This is a genomic window from Rhizobium sp. Leaf453 (assembly GCF_001425605.1).
Taxonomy (GTDB): Bacteria; Pseudomonadota; Alphaproteobacteria; order Rhizobiales; family Rhizobiaceae; genus Pararhizobium.
Window position 1 is genome coordinate 40,257 of the sequence record NZ_LMRG01000031.1, and the last position, 16,195, is coordinate 56,451.

Below are 16,195 nucleotides of genomic sequence, written 5' to 3' on the forward strand. Positions count from 1 at the left end.
ACTATTCGTTCTGGAAGTAGGTGTACTTGCCGTCGTCACCCTTCTTCCAGGTGTACATGACGTAGTCCGGACGGGTGATGTCGCCCTTGTCGTCATAGCCGAAGTCGCCGATAACGGTCTTGAACGGACCTTTGCCCTTGATGTTCTCGGCAACAGCCTGCGGATCGTTACCGCCGGCAGCCTTTGCACCTTCAGCAACGATCTGAAGGGCGGCATAGGAGTACAGCGTGTAGGCTTCCGGTTCGAAGCCGGCAGCGCGGAACTTCTCGACGAGGTCCTTTGCAGCCGGGTTCTTGCGCGGATCCGGAGCAAACGTCATCAGCGTGCCGTCAACGGCGTCGCCAGCGATCGAAGCCAGTTCGTTCGAAACGATACCGTCGCCGGACATGAAGGTTGCCTTCAGGCCCTGGTCGGCAGCCTGACGCTCGATCAGACCGAATTCGGTGTGCAGACCGCCGTAGTAAACCACGGAAACGCCGGCTTCCTTCATCTTGGCGATCAGGGCCGAGAAGTCCTTGTCGCCAGCGGTGATGCCTTCGTAAACGGCTTCGGTTACACCGGCTTCGTTCATGGCAGCCTTGGTCAGGTCAGCGAGGCCCTGGCCGTAAGGCGTCTTGTCGTGAACGACAGCAACCTTGGCGTCCTTGAAGTTTGCAGCGATGTAGGCACCGGCAACGGCGCCCTGCTGGTCGTCACGGCCGCAGGTACGGAACGTGTTCCACAGACCGCGCTCGGTGAAGGTCGGGTTGGTCGAAGCAGGCGTGATCTGCATGATGCCGTTTTCGGCGTAGACTTCCGAAGCCGGGATCGAAACGCCGGAGTTGAAGTGGCCGATAACGAACTTGACGCCGTCAGCAACGAACTTGTTGGCAACCGAAACGCCCTGCTTCGGGTCGGACACGTCGTCGCCGAGCACGATCTTGATCTGCTCGCCATTGATACCGCCGGCAGCATTGATGTCAGCCGCGGCCTGCTCAGCACCCTTCTGGAGCTGCGCGCCGAAAGCTGCGTTCGGGCCTGTCAGCGGGCCAGCAACACCAACCAGCAGGTCAGCCCATGCATTGCCGCTGAAGGCGACCATTGCAGTCAGCGCAACAGCTGACAAAAGTGACTTTTTCATCTTGTTACTCCCAAAAAATTGAGCGGGTGTTTTTTAACCGGTCACGATACCCGCAATAATCGCCCCGGTGTTCTTATATCCGCGTCAGCGTAAACGGCTGCCGCGGGGTTCCCTCGGTTATTTGGCTTTCCAGGAGAAGGGCGAAGCCTTCTCGTAAAGCCAGTAGTATTTTTCCGTCATCTGCTTCGTCCGGTAGAAGCGATAACCGGCCGTAGCAAACAACAAAAGAATGATCGTGTCCACGACATAGTACTGGATCGTCAGCATCGAGCCTGCGAAAAGTGCGTGGTGGATGAAGCGGATAGCGCCACCCAGAAGCAGCGTGTAAATCACCAGCGTCGAATAGCTGCCCCAGCCATCCGCACAGCTCTTGCCCGTGCGCCAGGCCGTCCAGCCGCCGATGATGACGGTCACCAGCATAAACTGCCAGATGGTTGGTTCTTCATAGAGAATGCCGTGCATCCCTTGCTCCCTTCAAAGCGCTGGCGGCGTGAAACGTCCCTGCCCTGCGCCTCAATTCCCAAACTCTGCCCGTCGCCGGAAAGCCGGCGACGGTGCGGGATCAATGATGGCCACCTTCGAGATAAGCGGCGCGAACTTCCGGATTGGCAAGCAGTTCCTTGCCGGTACCGCTCATCGTCACCTTGCCGTTGACCATGACATAGCCACGGTGCGACAGCTTGAGGGCGGCAAAGGCGTTCTGCTCGACGAGGAACACCGTCAGGCCTTCCGTTTCGTTCAGCTTCTTGATCGCCGCAAAGATGCCCTTGACTATCAGCGGAGCCAGACCGAGCGACGGCTCATCCAGCAACAGAAGCTTCGGACGCGCCATCAGCGCGCGGCCGATGGAAAGCATCTGCTGCTCACCGCCAGAAAGCGTGCCGCCCCGCTGCGACTGACGCTCCTTGAGGCGCGGGAAGAGCGTGAAGATCTTTTCGACATCCTCGTTGAAATATTTCAGATTGTCGAGGCTGGCGCCCATCTGAAGATTCTCGAACACCGTCATGCGCGGGAAGATGCGACGGCCTTCCGGCGACTGGGCGATGCGAAGCCGCGCGATCTCATGCGTCGGCATGCGGGTAATGTCCTGACCCTCGAAAGTAACCGAGCCGGTGCGCGCCTGCGGACTGCCGCAGATCGTCATCATCAGCGTTGATTTGCCGGCGCCGTTGGCACCGATCATGCAGACGATCTCGCCCTTCTTGACCTCGACATCAACGCCAGCCAGGGCGCGAATATTTCCGTAGTACGTCTCGACAGCTTTTACATGCAGGAGGTTGTCGCTCATCAAAGCGGCCCTCCCGGGGTGACGTGCTCGATCTCTTCGATCACTTCCTCGACCTCATCATCTTCAACACCGAGATAGGCCGCAATAACCTTCGGATCGTTCTTCACATGGTCCGGATTGCCATCCGAAATCTTCTGGCCGTATTCGAGCACCACGACATGGTCGGAGATTTCCATGACCACAGACATGTCGTGCTCGATCAGCAGGATCGACGTGCCGGTATCCTTGCGGATGCTGCGCAACAGTTCGTTGAGCGCCAGGGATTCGCGCGGATTGAGGCCGGCGGCCGGTTCGTCCAGGCACAGAAATTCCGGTCCTGTACACATCGCGCGGGCAATTTCCAGACGGCGCTGCGCGCCATAGGGAAGGTCGCCGGCCGGATCGTCCGCACGGTCGATCAGGTTGGCCTTCTCAAGCCAGTATTTCGCCTGCTCGATCGACTGCGCCGCAGCCTTCTTGTAGGCGGGGAAGCCGAGCAGGCCGAGGATCGTGTAGCCCGAAGCCAGCATCAGCTTGTTGTGCTGCGCGACCAGCAGGTTTTCGAGAACCGTCAGGCCGGAAAACAGCCGGATGTTCTGGAACGTGCGGGCAACCTTGGCATCGCGGTTGACCTCGAAATCCGACATGCGCTCAAGGAGAAATTCCTTGCCCGCTTTCTGCCGCATCGTGATCATGCCCATCGTCGGCTTGTAGAAGCCGGTGATGCAGTTGAAGACCGTCGTCTTGCCGGCGCCATTCGGGCCGATGAGAGCGGTGATGTCGCCGCGATAGGCTTCGAACGACAGGTCGTTGATGGCCATGAGGCCGCCGAAACGCATCGACAGATGCTCGACTTTGAGGATTGGATCTTTCGTCATCGTATTCGTTCCGGCCATGATCAACCGTGACCTTCCTTGGTGAAGCTGCCGGAGACACTCTTGCGTTCTCGCAGGAATGCCGTGGGTTCGCGCGAGCCGACAAAGCCGCGGGGCTTCCACACCATGACGACAATCATGGCCAGACCGAAGATCAGCATGCGATAGAGTTCCGGGGTGAAGTCAGGGCCGAAGATGTGCTTGAGGAATTCCATTTCACGCAACATTTCCGTACCGCCGATCATGACCGTCGCGGCAACCGCGATACCGATCAGCGAGCCCATGCCGCCGAGAACCACGATGGCGAGAATGATCGCCGATTCCAGGAAGACGAAGGATTCCGGAGACACGAAGCCCTGGCGAACCGCGAAGAAGGAGCCTGCAAAGCCGCCGAACATAGCGCCCGTGGCAAAGGCCGTCAGCTTGGTGGTGACCGTGTTGATCCCGAGCGAGCGGCAGGCGATTTCATCCTCGCGCAGCGCTTCCCAGGCACGACCGATCGGCATGCGGCGCAACCGGATGGTCACGAGAGCGGTGATCAGGCAGAGCGCCAGGATGAGATAGAAGAGGAAAATCTTGTAGTAAGCGGACGACATCGGCAGCCCGAAGGACTTGGCGAAGTTGTTTGCCGCGCTGACATCGAAGGACCAGATGCCGAAGACCGAAGCCTTGGCAATGCCCGAAATCCCGAACGTGCCCTTGGTGACGGCCGTCCAGTTGATCAGGACGAGGCGGATGATTTCACCGAAGGCGAGCGTGACGATCGCCAGATAGTCACCCTTGAGACGCAGGACCGGGAAGCCCAAGACGATGCCCCAGAGTGCAGCGAAAATGCCGGCCATGGGCAGCAAGAGCCAGAACGACAGCCCGAAATAGGACGACAGCAACGCGTAAGAATAGGCGCCGACAGCATAGAAGGCGACGTAGCCGAGGTCGAGCAGGCCGGCGAGACCGACGACGATGTTCAAACCCCAAGCCAGCATCACGTAAATGAGGATCTGGATGCCGAAGTTATCGACCCATTTCAGCGAGCCCTGGAAGCCGAAGAAATAGACCATCACCGGCGGATACAGGAGCAGAACGATGACCGCGATCATGCTGAAGTTGCGGGCAACGAACCCGGCTTCCTGAGCGGGGGCCGCTGCCTTCGCAGCCTTGCGCTCTTCCAGATACGGGCGGATGAAAGCAACTGACAGGAAGCGACCAACAGCGGCGATGGCAACGAAGATCGCCAGCAAGCCCCAGCGCTGAACGAGGATCAACTCGTTCAGGATGTTCTGGTCGGTCTTGAGACCGACGAAGAGAACGAAGAGGCCAAGTGCCACGAGGCCGGCATAGAAAGCCTCGCGCAGAGCCCGCGCCATCAGATTGCTGCTGGCGCTCTCGGTGGTGTTCGAAATGTTTGCCATGAAATTATACCTTCTCGACTTCAGGCCGACCCAGAATACCAGACGGCTTGAAAATCAGCACGATGGCGAGGATCGAGAATGTCGCGACATCCTTGTAGTCGATGGTGAAATAGGCAGACCAGAGCGACTCGATGAGACCGATCATCAAACCACCGAGAACAGCGCCCGGCAGCGAGCCGATACCGCCGAGAACGGCAGCCGTGAAGGCCTTGACGCCCGGTGTGAAGCCATCGGTGAAGACGATAACACCATAGTACATCAGGTACATGGTACCAGCGACGGCAGCGAGTGCCGCGCCCATGATGAAGGTGATCGAGATCGTCTTGTCGACGTCGATGCCGAGAAGGGCCGCCATCTTGCGGTCCTGTTCGGTCGCACGCTGGGCACGACCAAGCGGCGTGTGATTGACGATATACCAGAAGATCGTCAGCAGCACCGCCGTCACCACGACGATGATGATCTGCTTCAGCGAGATCGAGATACCGAAGACATCATAGACCGACGACACCATGGACGGGATCGGCTTGTTGCGCGGACCCTGCGTCACCTGGATAAAGTTGGAAAGCGCGATCGACATGCCGATCGCGGTGATCAGCGGAGCCAGGCGGAACGAGCCGCGCAAGGGTCGATAGGCCATTTTTTCGATGACCCAGTTCCACAGACCGGTCATCAGCATCGCCACGATGATCATGATAAAGAGTGCAAGCGCAATCGGTACGCCGCCGAACAGTGACAGCAGCAACAGGTATACGATCAAAGCGGCGAAACCGCCCAGCATGAAGATATCGCCGTGGGCGAAGTTCACCATGCCGATGATGCCGTAAACCATGGTATAGCCAATGGCTATCAAACCGTAAATTGAGCCAAGCGTCAGCCCGTTGACGAGCTGCTGGACAAAATACTCCATCTATATCCCCCGGATATGATCCATGCGGTCATATCTCTTGTTTTTGTGCTCTTTTAGAGCATCATTTGCCAATGCGGATTCCATACCGCTTTAGAAAGAAAAGGGAAGCGTAAAAGTGAGGCATCGACAATTTCTTTCGGTTTTGGATTAAAATGGTGCACGGATCGGTGAAAAAGCCAAAAAATCATCAGGAAAAGCCGTGCTTTTGAGCAGTTTTTTGCTTGATAAACCGATTTACGCGAAACAAAAAAGCCGGGAACGTTGCCCCCAGCTTTGATTTTCCATCAAAATTGCAGATTATTGCTCAGGACCGCATGCGCGACCCGTTGGCATCGAAAAGGGGTTGCGGCTGCAGGCGTGCGGTCAGCATTTCGCCGAGAAGTTCGACCTGCCAGCCCTCCGATTCGTCGGCAATCTCCTTCGGGACATAGCCGACGGCAACCGAAACGCCCGATGCATGGGCATAGCCGCCTGATGTCACCCAACCACGCACTTCGCCGTTCAGATAGATCGGCTCGTCACCGATGACGTCGGCATCCTTGGCATCGATGATGAAGGTGCGCAGGCGCAGGGCTCCTCCGTCGGCCTTTTCCTTGGCGGCCGCTTCCTTGCCGATAAAGTCGGCGTCCTTCTTCAGGGCGACGAATCGGCCAAGACCGGCCTCGAACGGACCGTAGAGCGGACGATATTCTCGCGACCAACTGCCGAAGGACTTTTCGACGCGCAGGGCGTTCAGCGCCCGCAGACCGAAAAGCTTGATATTGAACTCGGCGCCGGCCTGCATGATGAGATCATAGAGGTAACGCTGGTATTCCGGCTTCATCCAGATTTCGTAGCCGAGGTCGCCGGTATAGCTGACGCGCCCGACGATCGCCGGCGCCATGCCGAGATCCATCCTGCGGATATCCATGAAGCCGAAGGCATCATCCGACATGTCGAGATGGGTCAGCTTGGAGATCAGCGCGCGGGAGTTCGGGCCGGCGATCGACAGGCCGACCAGTTGCAGGTTGAGCGCCTTAACGCTGACCGAGCCATCGTTCGGCAAGTGGCTCTCGAACCACCGCATGTGATAATCCTCGGCGATACCCGAGCCGATCAGCAGGAAATCGCCGTCGCCGAGCTTCGCCAGCGTGAAATCACCGATCAGCTTGCCGTCGTCCTTCAACATCGGCGCCAGCGACATGCGGCCGGCTTCGGGAATACGGCAGGTCAGCATCCGGTCGAGCCAGGCCTCGGCGCCCTTGCCGGTGATCGCATATTTGGCGAAGCCGGAGGTTTCCATCAGGCCGACGCTGTCGCGCACGGCCTTGGCTTCGGCGCCGACGACGTCGAAATCGTTCGAACGACGCCATGAGAACTTGTCCTCCTCGCCCTTCGGCGCGAACCAGAGCGGCGATTCGAGGCCGAAGGAGGCGCCGAAGATCGCACCGGCGTCCTTCAGCTTGTCGTAGATCGGGGTCGTCAGGAACGGGCGGGCACCCGGCAGTTCCTCGTTCGGATAGCGGATCGAGAAGCGGCGCGAATAGTTTTCGCGGACCTTGGCATTGGTGAAACCGAGCGTGGCGAAATCGCCGTAGCGCGAGACATCCATGGCGAAGACATCGAAGCCCGGATCGCCGTAGATGATCCAGTTGGCGAGCGCGAGGCCGACGCCGCCGCCCTGGCTGAAGCCGGCCATGACGGCGCAGGCCGACCAGTAATTGGTGAGACCACGTACCGGGCCGACCAGCGGATTGCCATCCGGCGAGAAGGTGAAGGGGCCGTTGATGATCTTCTTGATGCCGGCCTTGTTGAAGGCCGGGAAGTGACGAAAGCCGACCTCCAGTTCCGGCGTGATGCGCTCGATATCCTCGGCCAACAGTTCATGGCCAAAGTCCCACGACGTGGTGATCGGCGACCAAGGCCGGCAGGCCTTTTCATAGGTGCCCATCAGCATGCCGTTGCGTTCCTGGCGCAGGTAGATTTCGCCGTCGAAATCGACGCAGTGCATCAGCTCCTTGCCGCGCGTCTGGTTGAATTCGATGACCTCGGGCATGTCCTCGGTGATGAGGTACATATGCTCCATGGCGAGCACCGGCAGTTCCAGCCCGGTCATGCGGCCGACTTCACGCGCCCAGAGGCCGGCGGCATTGACCACATGCTCCGCGATGATCTCGCCCTTGTTGGTGATGACGCGCCAGGAGCCGTCTTCCAGCTGCACCAGATCCTCGACCTTGGTGTGAAGGTAGATATCGGCACCGTTCTTCTTGGCCGACTTGGCATAGGCATGGGTGGTGCCGTAGGGATCGAGATGGCCTTCGACCGGATCGAACACGGCGCCGACGAACTGCGAGGGATCGAGCAGTGGCATCAGCTCGTGCGCTTCCTTCGGCGTCAGAAGCTCGGCCTCGAGGCCCATGTAGCGGCCCTTGGCAAGGATCGACTTCATCCAGTCGAACCGCTCCTTGGTCGCCGCGAGCATCATGCCCGAGGTCATGTGCAGGCCGATATCCTGGCCGGAATATCCCTGGATTTCCTTGTAGAGTTCGACCGTATATTTCTGCAGCTTGGCGACGTTCGGGTCGCCGTTGATCGTGTGCATGCCGCCAGCGGCATGCCAGGTCGATCCCGATGTCAGCTCCGATCGCTCCAGGAGAACGACGTCGGTCCAGCCGAATTTCGTCAGGTGATAAAGGACCGAACACCCGACGACGCCGCCGCCGATCACGACGACTCTGGCATGGCTTTTCATGAAAATTCTCCGGTTTCGGGCGCTAGGAAAAAGCGGCCCGTTGGATGGGCAAATCTAGGCTCTCGAAACCGTAGTGTGAAAGGTGTCGCGGATAAAGCCATTCCTGCGAACAGGCCTTTCCCATTTCCGCCATTCGCTGCTTCACCAGCGCCGTAAAAGCGTCACGCCATGACGCTTTTGTCGTCAGGTGGAAAACCCGACCGACAGATCGAATTCGCGGCCCATCGTCTTGAGGTCGTCGAACAGCGACTCTGCGAAACTGCGCATGACGATGACCTCGAATTCGTTTTCGCCGGTGCGCGCAAGATTGACGCTTATGTGCCCACACAGGACATTCGAGGACGTGCCGACTTCAAAAACGTTGGGATGCAGGTCCGTGGCGATCCCCTTGGCGAGAATGCGCCGGACGTTGGGGCCGGAGAGCCGCAACAGAACACGGCCATCACTCTGATCGACGATATGGGCGGCTTCGGCGAGGAGCAGCGACAGGTTGCGTTGCAAAATCTCCGGCGTGTCGAGTTGCGACAAAGCCAGCCATTCTCCCGGTGCGACGAAGCGCAAAGACAGGTCGCCAGCGGCCGCAAGCGCGGCAGCCACAAAGGCATCTCCGCCTTCCGCCGCCATGACGGTCGCAATCGCGACGCGCTGCGGAACTTCGAGATGATCGACGGCCCGGATACCGGGATCGGCGGGGATGCGGCTTTCGAGAGGATGCCGGGAAATATAGGTCTTGCTCATGTCCGCATCCGTCTCAAGAATTCAGCTTCGCATTACCGGGATCGACAAAGACCGGATGGCAGACTTCCGCTACCGTTTCCGTACCGCCGAGCTTGTCCCAGACAACGACGCGTTCGCCATAACGCTCGCGTCCGGACTTGAGGAAAGCGAGCGCGATGTCGTGACCGAGCGTCGGTGAAAAGCCGGCGGAACTGACATAACCCTGGTCGTTCAATGTCGATGGCTTGGCACCTTCGCGCAGCAGATGCGCGCCGGCACGAAATGTCTTGTCCGCCTCCACCGGCTTCAATCCGACCATCTGCATGCGATCCGCCGCCGTCAGGCCGTAACGGGTCGATAGGCGCTTGCCGATGAAATCAGACTTCTGCGCGGAGACCATGCGCCCGAAACCGGCATCATCCGGGGTCACGCGGCCATCGAACTCTGCGTGGGTGACATGGCCCTTTTCGAGGCGCAGGACGTTCAGCGCTTCCAGACCATAGGCGCAGATGCCATGTGCCCTGCCCTCCTCCATCGCCGCATCGGCAACGGCTTCGCCGAACCAGGCCGGAACGGCGAGTTCGTAGGCCAGTTCGCCGGAAAACGAGATGCGGAACAGGCGTCCCTTGAGGCCGCCCTTCAGCGTCACGGCTTGCGCCGCCAGGAACGGGAAAGCCGCATCCGACACATCGTCCTCGACCAGCGCCTGAACAACATGGCGCGCTTTCGGCCCGGCAATCGCCATCTGCGCCCACTGGTCCGTCGAAGAGCAGAAGCGGACCTTGAGGTCCGGCCAGAGAACCTGCGCGCAATATTCCATGTGGGACATGACGCCGCCGGCCAGCGCCGTGGTCGTTGTCATGAAGAAATGCTCGGACGACAGCCGGCTGGTCGTGCCGTCGTCATAGACCATGCCGTCCTCGCGCAGCATCAGCCCGTAGCGTGCTTTGCCGACAGGAAGTTTCAGGAACGCGTTGCAATAGAGCCGGTTGAGGAATTCGGCGGCATCCCTGCCGAAAATCTCGATCTTGCCGAGCGTCGAGACATCGCAAATGCCGACATTCTGGCGGACATTCAGGACTTCCCGGTCGGTGCTCTGCCGCCAGGTCCTTTCGCCATCGCGGGCAAACCAGGCGGGACGATACCAGAGGCCGGAATCGACGAAAACGGCGCCGTTCTTCTGCGCCCAATTGTAGAGCGGCGACTTGCGCACCGGCGCCGCATGTTCGTCGCGGGAGGTGCCGGCGAGTGCGCCGAAGGCGACCGGCGTATAAAAAGGCCGGAACGTGGTGGTGCCGACATCAGCGGGGCTGATGCCCTGCATGGCGGCGAGAAGCCCCGTGGCGTTGATTCCGGACAGCTTGCCCTGATCGGTCGCCATGCCGTTTGTCGTGTAGCGCTTGGCATGCTCGACATGGCCGAAGCCCTCGCGCAATGCCAATCCCAGATCTTTCACATGCACATCGTTCTGGAAATCGACAAAGGCTTTTGCCTTAGCGCCAGGCGCATACCAGAGCGCGGTGAAGGACGGATCGATCTCGCCGCTCACTGATGGCAAGACGTCTGAGACGGCCGAAAACCCGAGATCTGCAATAATCGCCGCAGCCTTCCCGGCGCCATCGCTCAGGCAAGCGGCCAACGAATAGATGCCAGCCGCAGCGCCCGCGACGGCGAGACCATTGCCGACGTCGGGGGCAAGGAAGCTGTTCAGTTCAGGCGACCAGACAGCCTTTGCGCCGCGCTGGCAGGCGAGATGGATGACCGGATTCCAGCCGCCGGACATGGCGACCGCGTCGCAGGCAATCGTGTCCTCGAAGCCGGACCGCTCGACGACGATGCCGGACACACGGTGCTTGCCTTTCGTATCGGTGACGGAGCCCGAACGGATGACCCGTGTGCCTGTGGGCGCGACATCATCTGCGTCAGCCCGGCTGTCGATGATGACGGCAATCTCAATGCCCTGGGCGGCAAGGTCGGCGGCGGTGCGGTAACCCGTGCCGCCATTGGTAAAGATCGCCACGGACTTGCCGGACGCCACGCCAAAGCGGTTGGCATAGGTGCTGACCGCGCTTGCCATCATCACGCCCGGCCGATCGTTGCCGCCGAAGACCAGTGGCCGTTCCTCGGCCCCGGTTGCCAGCAGCGCCCGCTTGGCGACGATACGCCAGAGCCGCTCCACCGGCAGCTTGGCTTGCGGCTGGGCCACATGTTTCTGGACCCGTTCGACCGCGCCGAAGACATTGTCGTCGTACCAGCCGAAGACGGTGGTGCGCGGCATGATCGTGACGTTCGGCAGAGAGCGAAGTTCGGCCAGCAATGTTTCGGCAAATGCCGGCGCCGGCATTCCGTCGATCTCGACGGTTTCAGAGAGCAGCGAGCCGCCCGGCCGGAAATCCTCGTCCGCGAGGATGACGCGCAGCCCGGCGCGGCCGGCCGTTCGTGCCGCCATCAGCCCCGTCGGACCGGCACCGACGACCAACAGGTCGCAATGCGCCCAGACTTTCTCGTAGGTCTCCGGATCGCGCTCCAGCACGGCGCGGCCGAGCCCGGCTGCCCGGCGGATGATCGGCTCATAGACCTTCTCCCAGAAGGCCGCCGGCCACATAAAGGTCTTGTAGTAGAAGCCGGCCGAGAGGAACGGCGACAGGAGATTGTTGAGCGCGCCGACATCATGTTTCAGCGACGGCCAACGGTTCTGGCTGCGGGCATCAAGCCCGGCATAGAGTTCTGCAACCGTCGCCTTGGTGTTGGGGTCCGAGCGCGACCCCTGACCGATGGTCACCAGCGCGTTCGGTTCCGAGGGGCCGGCTGTGACGATGCCGCGCGGGCGGTGATACTTGAAGCTCCGGCCGACCAGAAGCTGGTCATTCGCCAGCAGCGCCGAGGCGAGCGTATCACCAGACAGACCGGACATTGTGCGGCCGTCGAACTTGAAGTCCATGCGGTTGGTACGATCGACGAGACCGCCTGCAGAGAGACGATAGGCCGTCATCGCGCCGCCTCCCGCGCTGCAACGGCGCCATCTGTCACGGAATAGACCTCATGGGTCATGGTATCGCGCTCGACGACCAGCCAGCGGCGACAGCCGGCCACATGCTGCCAGTGTTCGCGGTAACGGCCGCGCGGATTGGCGCGGATATGGACATAATCGTTCCAGGCCTCGTCGGAGGCTTCCGGATCGGGACGCAGGACCGACGCGTCGCCACGGATGGAAAACTCTTCCTTCGGACGGGTGCCGCAATGCGGGCAGGAGATGAGGCTCGCCATTCTTCAGGTCTCAATGCAGGTTCGGCTGGGGACCAGCGCCGTGTTCGTCGATGGGATAGCCGCGCTCGAAGCGATCCAGCCGCAGGAAACGGGCGACCGGATGGCTCTCGTTCTTGGCGATCAGATGGGCGAAACACCAGCCGGAGGCCGGCGTCGCCTTGAAGCCGCCATAGCACCAGCCGCAGTTCAGGTAGAGATTGTCGATCGGCGTGTGGCTGATGATCGGCGAGCCGTCCATGCTCATGTCCATCACACCGCCCCAAGAGCGCAGGACGCGCACCCGCGACAGGCCGGGGATCATCGTTACGCCCTCCTCCATCACATGCTCGACGGTCGCCAGATTGCCGCGCTGGGCATAGGAATTGTAGCCGTCGATCTCGGCTCCGAAGACCAGGCCGCCCTTGTCCGACTGGGAAATGTAGAAATGCCCGGCGCCATAAGTAATGACATGATCGATGGCCGGCTTCAGTCCCTCGGTGACGAAGGCCTGCAATACATGGCTTTCGATCGGCAGTTTCAGATCGGCCATCTGTCCGACGCGCGAGGTATTGCCGGCGGCCGCGAGACCGAGCTTGCTGCAGCCGATGAAGCCGCGCGATGTCTCGACGCCGGTCACGACACCGTTTTCTCGGCGGATACCGGTCACTTCGCAGTTCTGGAGCAGATAGACGCCCAGACGATCGGCGGCGCGGGCATAGCCCCAGGCAACGGCATCATGACGCGCGGTGCCGCCACGCTTCTGCAGCAGGCCGCCCATGATCGGGAACCGGGCATGGTCGAAATTGAGGAAGGGCAGCATCTTCTTCAGCGCCGCGCGGTCCAGCAGTTCGGCCGGAACGCCCTCCATCCACATGGCATTGCCGCGGCGGATATAGGCGTCGCGCTGGCCGTCATTGTGATAGAGATTGATAATGCCGCGCTGCGACAGCATGGCGTTGTAGTTGAGGTCCTGCTCCATGCCCTCCCAGAGTTTCATCGAAAACTCGTAGAACGGTTCATTACCGGGCAGCATGTAGTTGGAACGGACAATCGTGGTGTTGCGGCCGACATTGCCGGAACCGAGATAGCCCTTTTCCAGCACCGCGATGTTCTTCAGGCCGAATTCCTTGGCGAGATAATAGGCCGTCGCCAGGCCGTGACCGCCACCGCCGACAATGATGATGTCGTAGAAGGGTTTCGGCTCCGGCTGCCGCCAGGCGGGCTTCCAGTTGACGTTGCCCGTGAGCGCGTTTTTGACGATCGAGAATGCCGAATAGCGCATGCCAGTCCCAATTCACCTATCGATGTTGCAGCGCCACATTTGCACAGGCGGTGACCGGCGCAAAGACCACGCAGGCAAAGGCATCGCGCCCTGCTGTCGGCACCTCTAGCCGAATGGGAAAGCAGATACAGTGCCAAATGCGGCACAGTCGTGGAAATTTGCAGATTCATCCTTGAAAAGACCGGTAAGGAATGTGGATGTATATTCATTCTGCCTGGCAATACCGTCAGTGGTTGCGCACGGGCACGCTTGGGCGGCAAAGGGGCACGGGACTGAAATGCTTGATATTCTGGAGGAGGCGGCCGTGGCTGCGGGGAAAGCAATCCTCGACGTCTACCATGCCGGACCGGATGTCAGCTACAAGGCAGACTGTTCCCCCGTCACAGATGCTGACGAAAATGCTGAAAAAATCATTCTGGACCGCCTCGCGGCGGCCTTTCCGGACATTCCGGTCGTTGCCGAGGAAGCCGTCGCAGCCGGCCAGATTCCCGATATCAGCGGCCAGACCTTTTTCCTGGTCGATCCCCTCGACGGCACGAAGGAATTCGTCGGCCGCAACCACGATTTCACCGTCAACATCGCTCTGATCGAGAAAGGCGAGCCGGTCGCCGGCGTCGTCTATGCGCCGGCGCTCGGCATCCTCTATGCCGCCACCCGCAACAAGGCGAAGAAGGCCGTCGTCTCGGGCCAGACCACGATCGGGCCGGAAACTATCATCGGCTGTCGCTTCCGTGGGGACCGGATTGTCGCCCTTGCCAGCCGCTCCCACAATAGCCAGGAAACAATCGCCTATCTGGCCGCGCACGGGATCACGGATTACGAATCGGTCGGTTCGTCCTTGAAATTCTGTCTTCTCGCCGAAGGGCTCGCCGACATCTATCCGCGCCTCAGCCGGACGATGGAATGGGATACGGCGGCCGGAGACGCCGTCCTGCGCGCAGCCGGCGGCGAAACGCTGACGATGGATGGCAATCCGCTGTCCTACGGCAAACGCAACCAGAGCTTCGACGTCGATTTCGCCAATCCGTTTTTCGTCTCGCGGGGCAAGAACTGACTTCCTCCCCTGCCCACCTACGGGCATGAGATCGGCAAATTTCCCTGTGTAAACAACAGTGCCCCCCTGCCCGGCATCCACGGTCGCCACCGCGCGGCTAACCTTCTCGGAACGACAGAGGAGAATTGCCGGTGAGCGAAACGACGATCAATCTCGAAATGCCCTATATCCTGCCCTCGCAGGCGCAGAAACACGTCACGCATAACGAGGCGCTGCAGCGGCTCGATGCGATCACGCAACTGACCATCACCGCAACGCTTTCGACTCCCCCGTCAGATCCGCAGGAAGGCACCTGCTACAATATCGACGCATCGCCGACCGGAGCCTGGACAGGCAAGGCCGGCAAGCTGGCCTTCCGTCAGGATGGCGACTGGATCTTCATCACCCCGCGCGAAGGCTGGCGCGGCTGGTTCCTCGCCGAAGATGGCATGAAAATCCACGATGGCAGCGGATGGGCGGCCTATGACGCCATCGGTACGCCGGCCATGCTGGGCATCAACACCTCCGCCGACAGCACCAACCGCCTAGCCGTCTCTGCCGCCGCCACCCTGCTCAAGCATGCCGGAAACGGGCATCAGGTGAAGGTCAACAAGTCGGCCGCCACCGATACGGCAAGTCTGCTGTTCCAGTCCGGCTGGTCGGGCCGGGCGGAAATGGGACTTGCCGGTTCGGACGATTTCTCCGTCAAGGTCAGCCCGGACGGTTCGGCCTGGACTTCGGCGCTCAGCATTACCGGCCAGGGACAGGTGCGCATGCCGCAGCGTCCGCTCGTCCGCGCCACCCGCGGCGGCGGTGTTCTCACCCCCTCCTCCGGCTCGCAAACGGGTTTCTCGACGCTGAGCGTCAATCAGGGTGGCTTCAGCCTTGGCGCATCGGTCGCCGGGGGCGGCAATCGCCTCGTCGTGCCGGTGACCGCGCCCTACCTCGTCTGCCTCGGGGTCGAGGCTAACCCCTCCGGCGCCTTTTCGGTGTCGGTCAAGGTGAACGGAACGACGACGATCGCCAGCATCAATGACAACGATGCCGCCTCCGCCTCCTATGGAAACTGCGCCATGGGCCTGGCGCTGCTGACGGCCGGGGACTGGCTGGTGCTGGAACACACCGGCACAACACCGCTCGATTTCGGTTATGACAAAACGGAGTTGACGGTAATGATGCTGTGAAGCCCGAACGGCACACGGCCGCTTATTGTGGGCCGTTCCGCGCGGATGTCAGCAGGCTGGCCATCGAATCCTCATTGAAAGGCTTGGTGATGCGGGGAATATCACGCAGTACCGCCGGAAAGATCGAGCTTTCGCCGTAGCCGGTGACGAAGCCGAAGACTATGCCGCGCGCCGTGACGATCTCGGCAAAGGCGAAGCTGGTCTCATTGCCGAGATTGACGTCGAGAAGCGCGAAATCGAAATCATGCGCCTCGATCAGGGATTTCGCCTGCTCGACATTGGTCGCGATCTCGACATGCTCCACACCGATGGACTTCAGGATGTCCTCGGCCTCCATGGCGATGATGAAATTGTCTTCAAGCACAAGCACGCGCTTGACCGACAATGGAATTTCCGTATGCACCACCGAGATTTGTTCCTATCC

General features: G+C 60.5%; 14 protein-coding genes. 2 read left to right on the plus strand and 12 right to left on the minus strand.

Going from position 1 to position 16,195, the window contains the following annotated elements; genetic code table 11:
- Position 1: 1 nt before the first annotated feature.
- From ASG68_RS29260 to ASG68_RS29310, 11 genes are all read right to left on the minus strand, one after another.
- Positions 2 to 1,120: a branched-chain amino acid ABC transporter substrate-binding protein gene (locus tag ASG68_RS29260; RefSeq protein WP_062584636.1), complete on the minus strand. Its 1,119-nt coding sequence runs from the start codon at positions 1,118 to 1,120 to the stop codon at positions 2 to 4.
- 117 nt (positions 1,121 to 1,237) lie between these two features.
- Entirely contained in the window at positions 1,238 to 1,582 is a 345-nt protein-coding gene (locus ASG68_RS29265; protein WP_062584638.1) for a DUF6867 family protein, read from the minus strand.
- 100 nt (positions 1,583 to 1,682) lie between these two features.
- A complete protein-coding gene (locus ASG68_RS29270) occupies positions 1,683 to 2,408 on the minus strand; it encodes an ABC transporter ATP-binding protein (protein WP_062584640.1) in 726 nt (241 codons plus the stop codon).
- On the minus strand, positions 2,408 to 3,286 hold the full coding sequence (locus tag ASG68_RS29275) for an ABC transporter ATP-binding protein (RefSeq protein WP_162243535.1): 879 nt from the start codon (positions 3,284 to 3,286) through the stop codon (positions 2,408 to 2,410). The genes ASG68_RS29270 and ASG68_RS29275 overlap by 1 nt, the downstream gene beginning before the upstream one ends.
- Positions 3,286 to 4,671, minus strand: coding sequence for a high-affinity branched-chain amino acid ABC transporter permease LivM (livM, locus tag ASG68_RS29280; RefSeq protein ID WP_062584645.1), 1,386 nt, complete (start codon positions 4,669 to 4,671; stop codon positions 3,286 to 3,288). Before livM ends, ASG68_RS29275 begins: the two co-directional genes overlap by 1 nt.
- Before the next feature lie 4 nt (positions 4,672 to 4,675).
- Entirely contained in the window at positions 4,676 to 5,578 is a 903-nt protein-coding gene (locus ASG68_RS29285; RefSeq protein ID WP_062584646.1) for a branched-chain amino acid ABC transporter permease, read from the minus strand.
- Positions 5,579 to 5,882: 304 nt separating this feature from the next.
- Positions 5,883 to 8,309, minus strand: coding sequence for a GcvT family protein (locus ASG68_RS29290; protein WP_062584647.1), 2,427 nt, complete (start codon positions 8,307 to 8,309; stop codon positions 5,883 to 5,885).
- Positions 8,310 to 8,492: 183 nt separating this feature from the next.
- Positions 8,493 to 9,047: a sarcosine oxidase subunit gamma gene (locus tag ASG68_RS29295; RefSeq protein WP_062584648.1), complete on the minus strand. Its 555-nt coding sequence runs from the start codon at positions 9,045 to 9,047 to the stop codon at positions 8,493 to 8,495.
- Between the two features lie 13 nt (positions 9,048 to 9,060).
- The gene (locus tag ASG68_RS29300; RefSeq protein WP_062601848.1) at positions 9,061 to 12,018 is read right to left on the minus strand and encodes a sarcosine oxidase subunit alpha family protein; all 2,958 of its coding nucleotides are present in this window, start codon (positions 12,016 to 12,018) and stop codon (positions 9,061 to 9,063) included.
- Positions 12,015 to 12,293 carry a sarcosine oxidase subunit delta gene (locus tag ASG68_RS29305; protein WP_062584650.1) on the minus strand — a complete coding sequence of 93 codons (279 nt, stop codon included), beginning with the start codon at positions 12,291 to 12,293 and terminating at the stop codon, positions 12,015 to 12,017. Before ASG68_RS29305 ends, ASG68_RS29300 begins: the two co-directional genes overlap by 4 nt.
- 10 nt (positions 12,294 to 12,303) lie before the next feature.
- On the minus strand, positions 12,304 to 13,554 hold the full coding sequence (locus ASG68_RS29310; protein ID WP_062610328.1) for a sarcosine oxidase subunit beta family protein: 1,251 nt from the start codon (positions 13,552 to 13,554) through the stop codon (positions 12,304 to 12,306).
- Positions 13,555 to 13,831: 277 nt separating this feature from the next.
- On the opposite strand from ASG68_RS29310, the gene cysQ reads away from it, so the two are divergent.
- Positions 13,832 to 14,608 (plus strand): 3'(2'),5'-bisphosphate nucleotidase CysQ, encoded by a 777-nt coding sequence (cysQ, locus tag ASG68_RS29315; protein WP_062584654.1) that lies wholly within the window; start codon positions 13,832 to 13,834, stop codon positions 14,606 to 14,608.
- Between the two features lie 131 nt (positions 14,609 to 14,739).
- Positions 14,740 to 15,771, plus strand: coding sequence for a DUF2793 domain-containing protein (locus tag ASG68_RS29320; protein ID WP_062584656.1), 1,032 nt, complete (start codon positions 14,740 to 14,742; stop codon positions 15,769 to 15,771).
- A 22-nt stretch (positions 15,772 to 15,793) separates the two neighbouring features.
- Here the strand turns inward: ASG68_RS29320 and ASG68_RS29325 are convergent, their stop codons facing one another.
- Positions 15,794 to 16,174, minus strand: coding sequence for a response regulator (locus ASG68_RS29325; RefSeq protein WP_062610343.1), 381 nt, complete (start codon positions 16,172 to 16,174; stop codon positions 15,794 to 15,796).
- Positions 16,175 to 16,195 lie beyond the last annotated feature (21 nt).

Excerpts from the sequence above, each read along its gene's own strand:
- ASG68_RS29290 (WP_062584647.1), bottom strand. The coding sequence starts at position 8,309 with ATGAAAAGCCATGCCAGAGTCGTCGTGATCGGCGGCGGCGTCGTCGGG.
- ASG68_RS29265 (WP_062584638.1), bottom strand. The coding sequence starts at position 1,582 with ATGCACGGCATTCTCTATGAAGAACCAACCATCTGGCAGTTTATGCTG.
- ASG68_RS29300 (WP_062601848.1), bottom strand. The coding sequence starts at position 12,018 with ATGACGGCCTATCGTCTCTCTGCAGGCGGTCTCGTCGATCGTACCAAC.
- cysQ (WP_062584654.1), top strand. The coding sequence starts at position 13,832 with ATGCTTGATATTCTGGAGGAGGCGGCCGTGGCTGCGGGGAAAGCAATC.
- ASG68_RS29260 (WP_062584636.1), bottom strand. The coding sequence starts at position 1,120 with ATGAAAAAGTCACTTTTGTCAGCTGTTGCGCTGACTGCAATGGTCGCC.
- ASG68_RS29270 (WP_062584640.1), bottom strand. The coding sequence starts at position 2,408 with ATGAGCGACAACCTCCTGCATGTAAAAGCTGTCGAGACGTACTACGGA.
- ASG68_RS29295 (WP_062584648.1), bottom strand. The coding sequence starts at position 9,047 with ATGAGCAAGACCTATATTTCCCGGCATCCTCTCGAAAGCCGCATCCCC.
- ASG68_RS29310 (WP_062610328.1), bottom strand. The coding sequence starts at position 13,554 with ATGCGCTATTCGGCATTCTCGATCGTCAAAAACGCGCTCACGGGCAAC.
- ASG68_RS29285 (WP_062584646.1), bottom strand. The coding sequence starts at position 5,578 with ATGGAGTATTTTGTCCAGCAGCTCGTCAACGGGCTGACGCTTGGCTCA.
- livM (WP_062584645.1), bottom strand. The coding sequence starts at position 4,671 with ATGGCAAACATTTCGAACACCACCGAGAGCGCCAGCAGCAATCTGATG.
- ASG68_RS29305 (WP_062584650.1), bottom strand. The coding sequence starts at position 12,293 with ATGGCGAGCCTCATCTCCTGCCCGCATTGCGGCACCCGTCCGAAGGAA.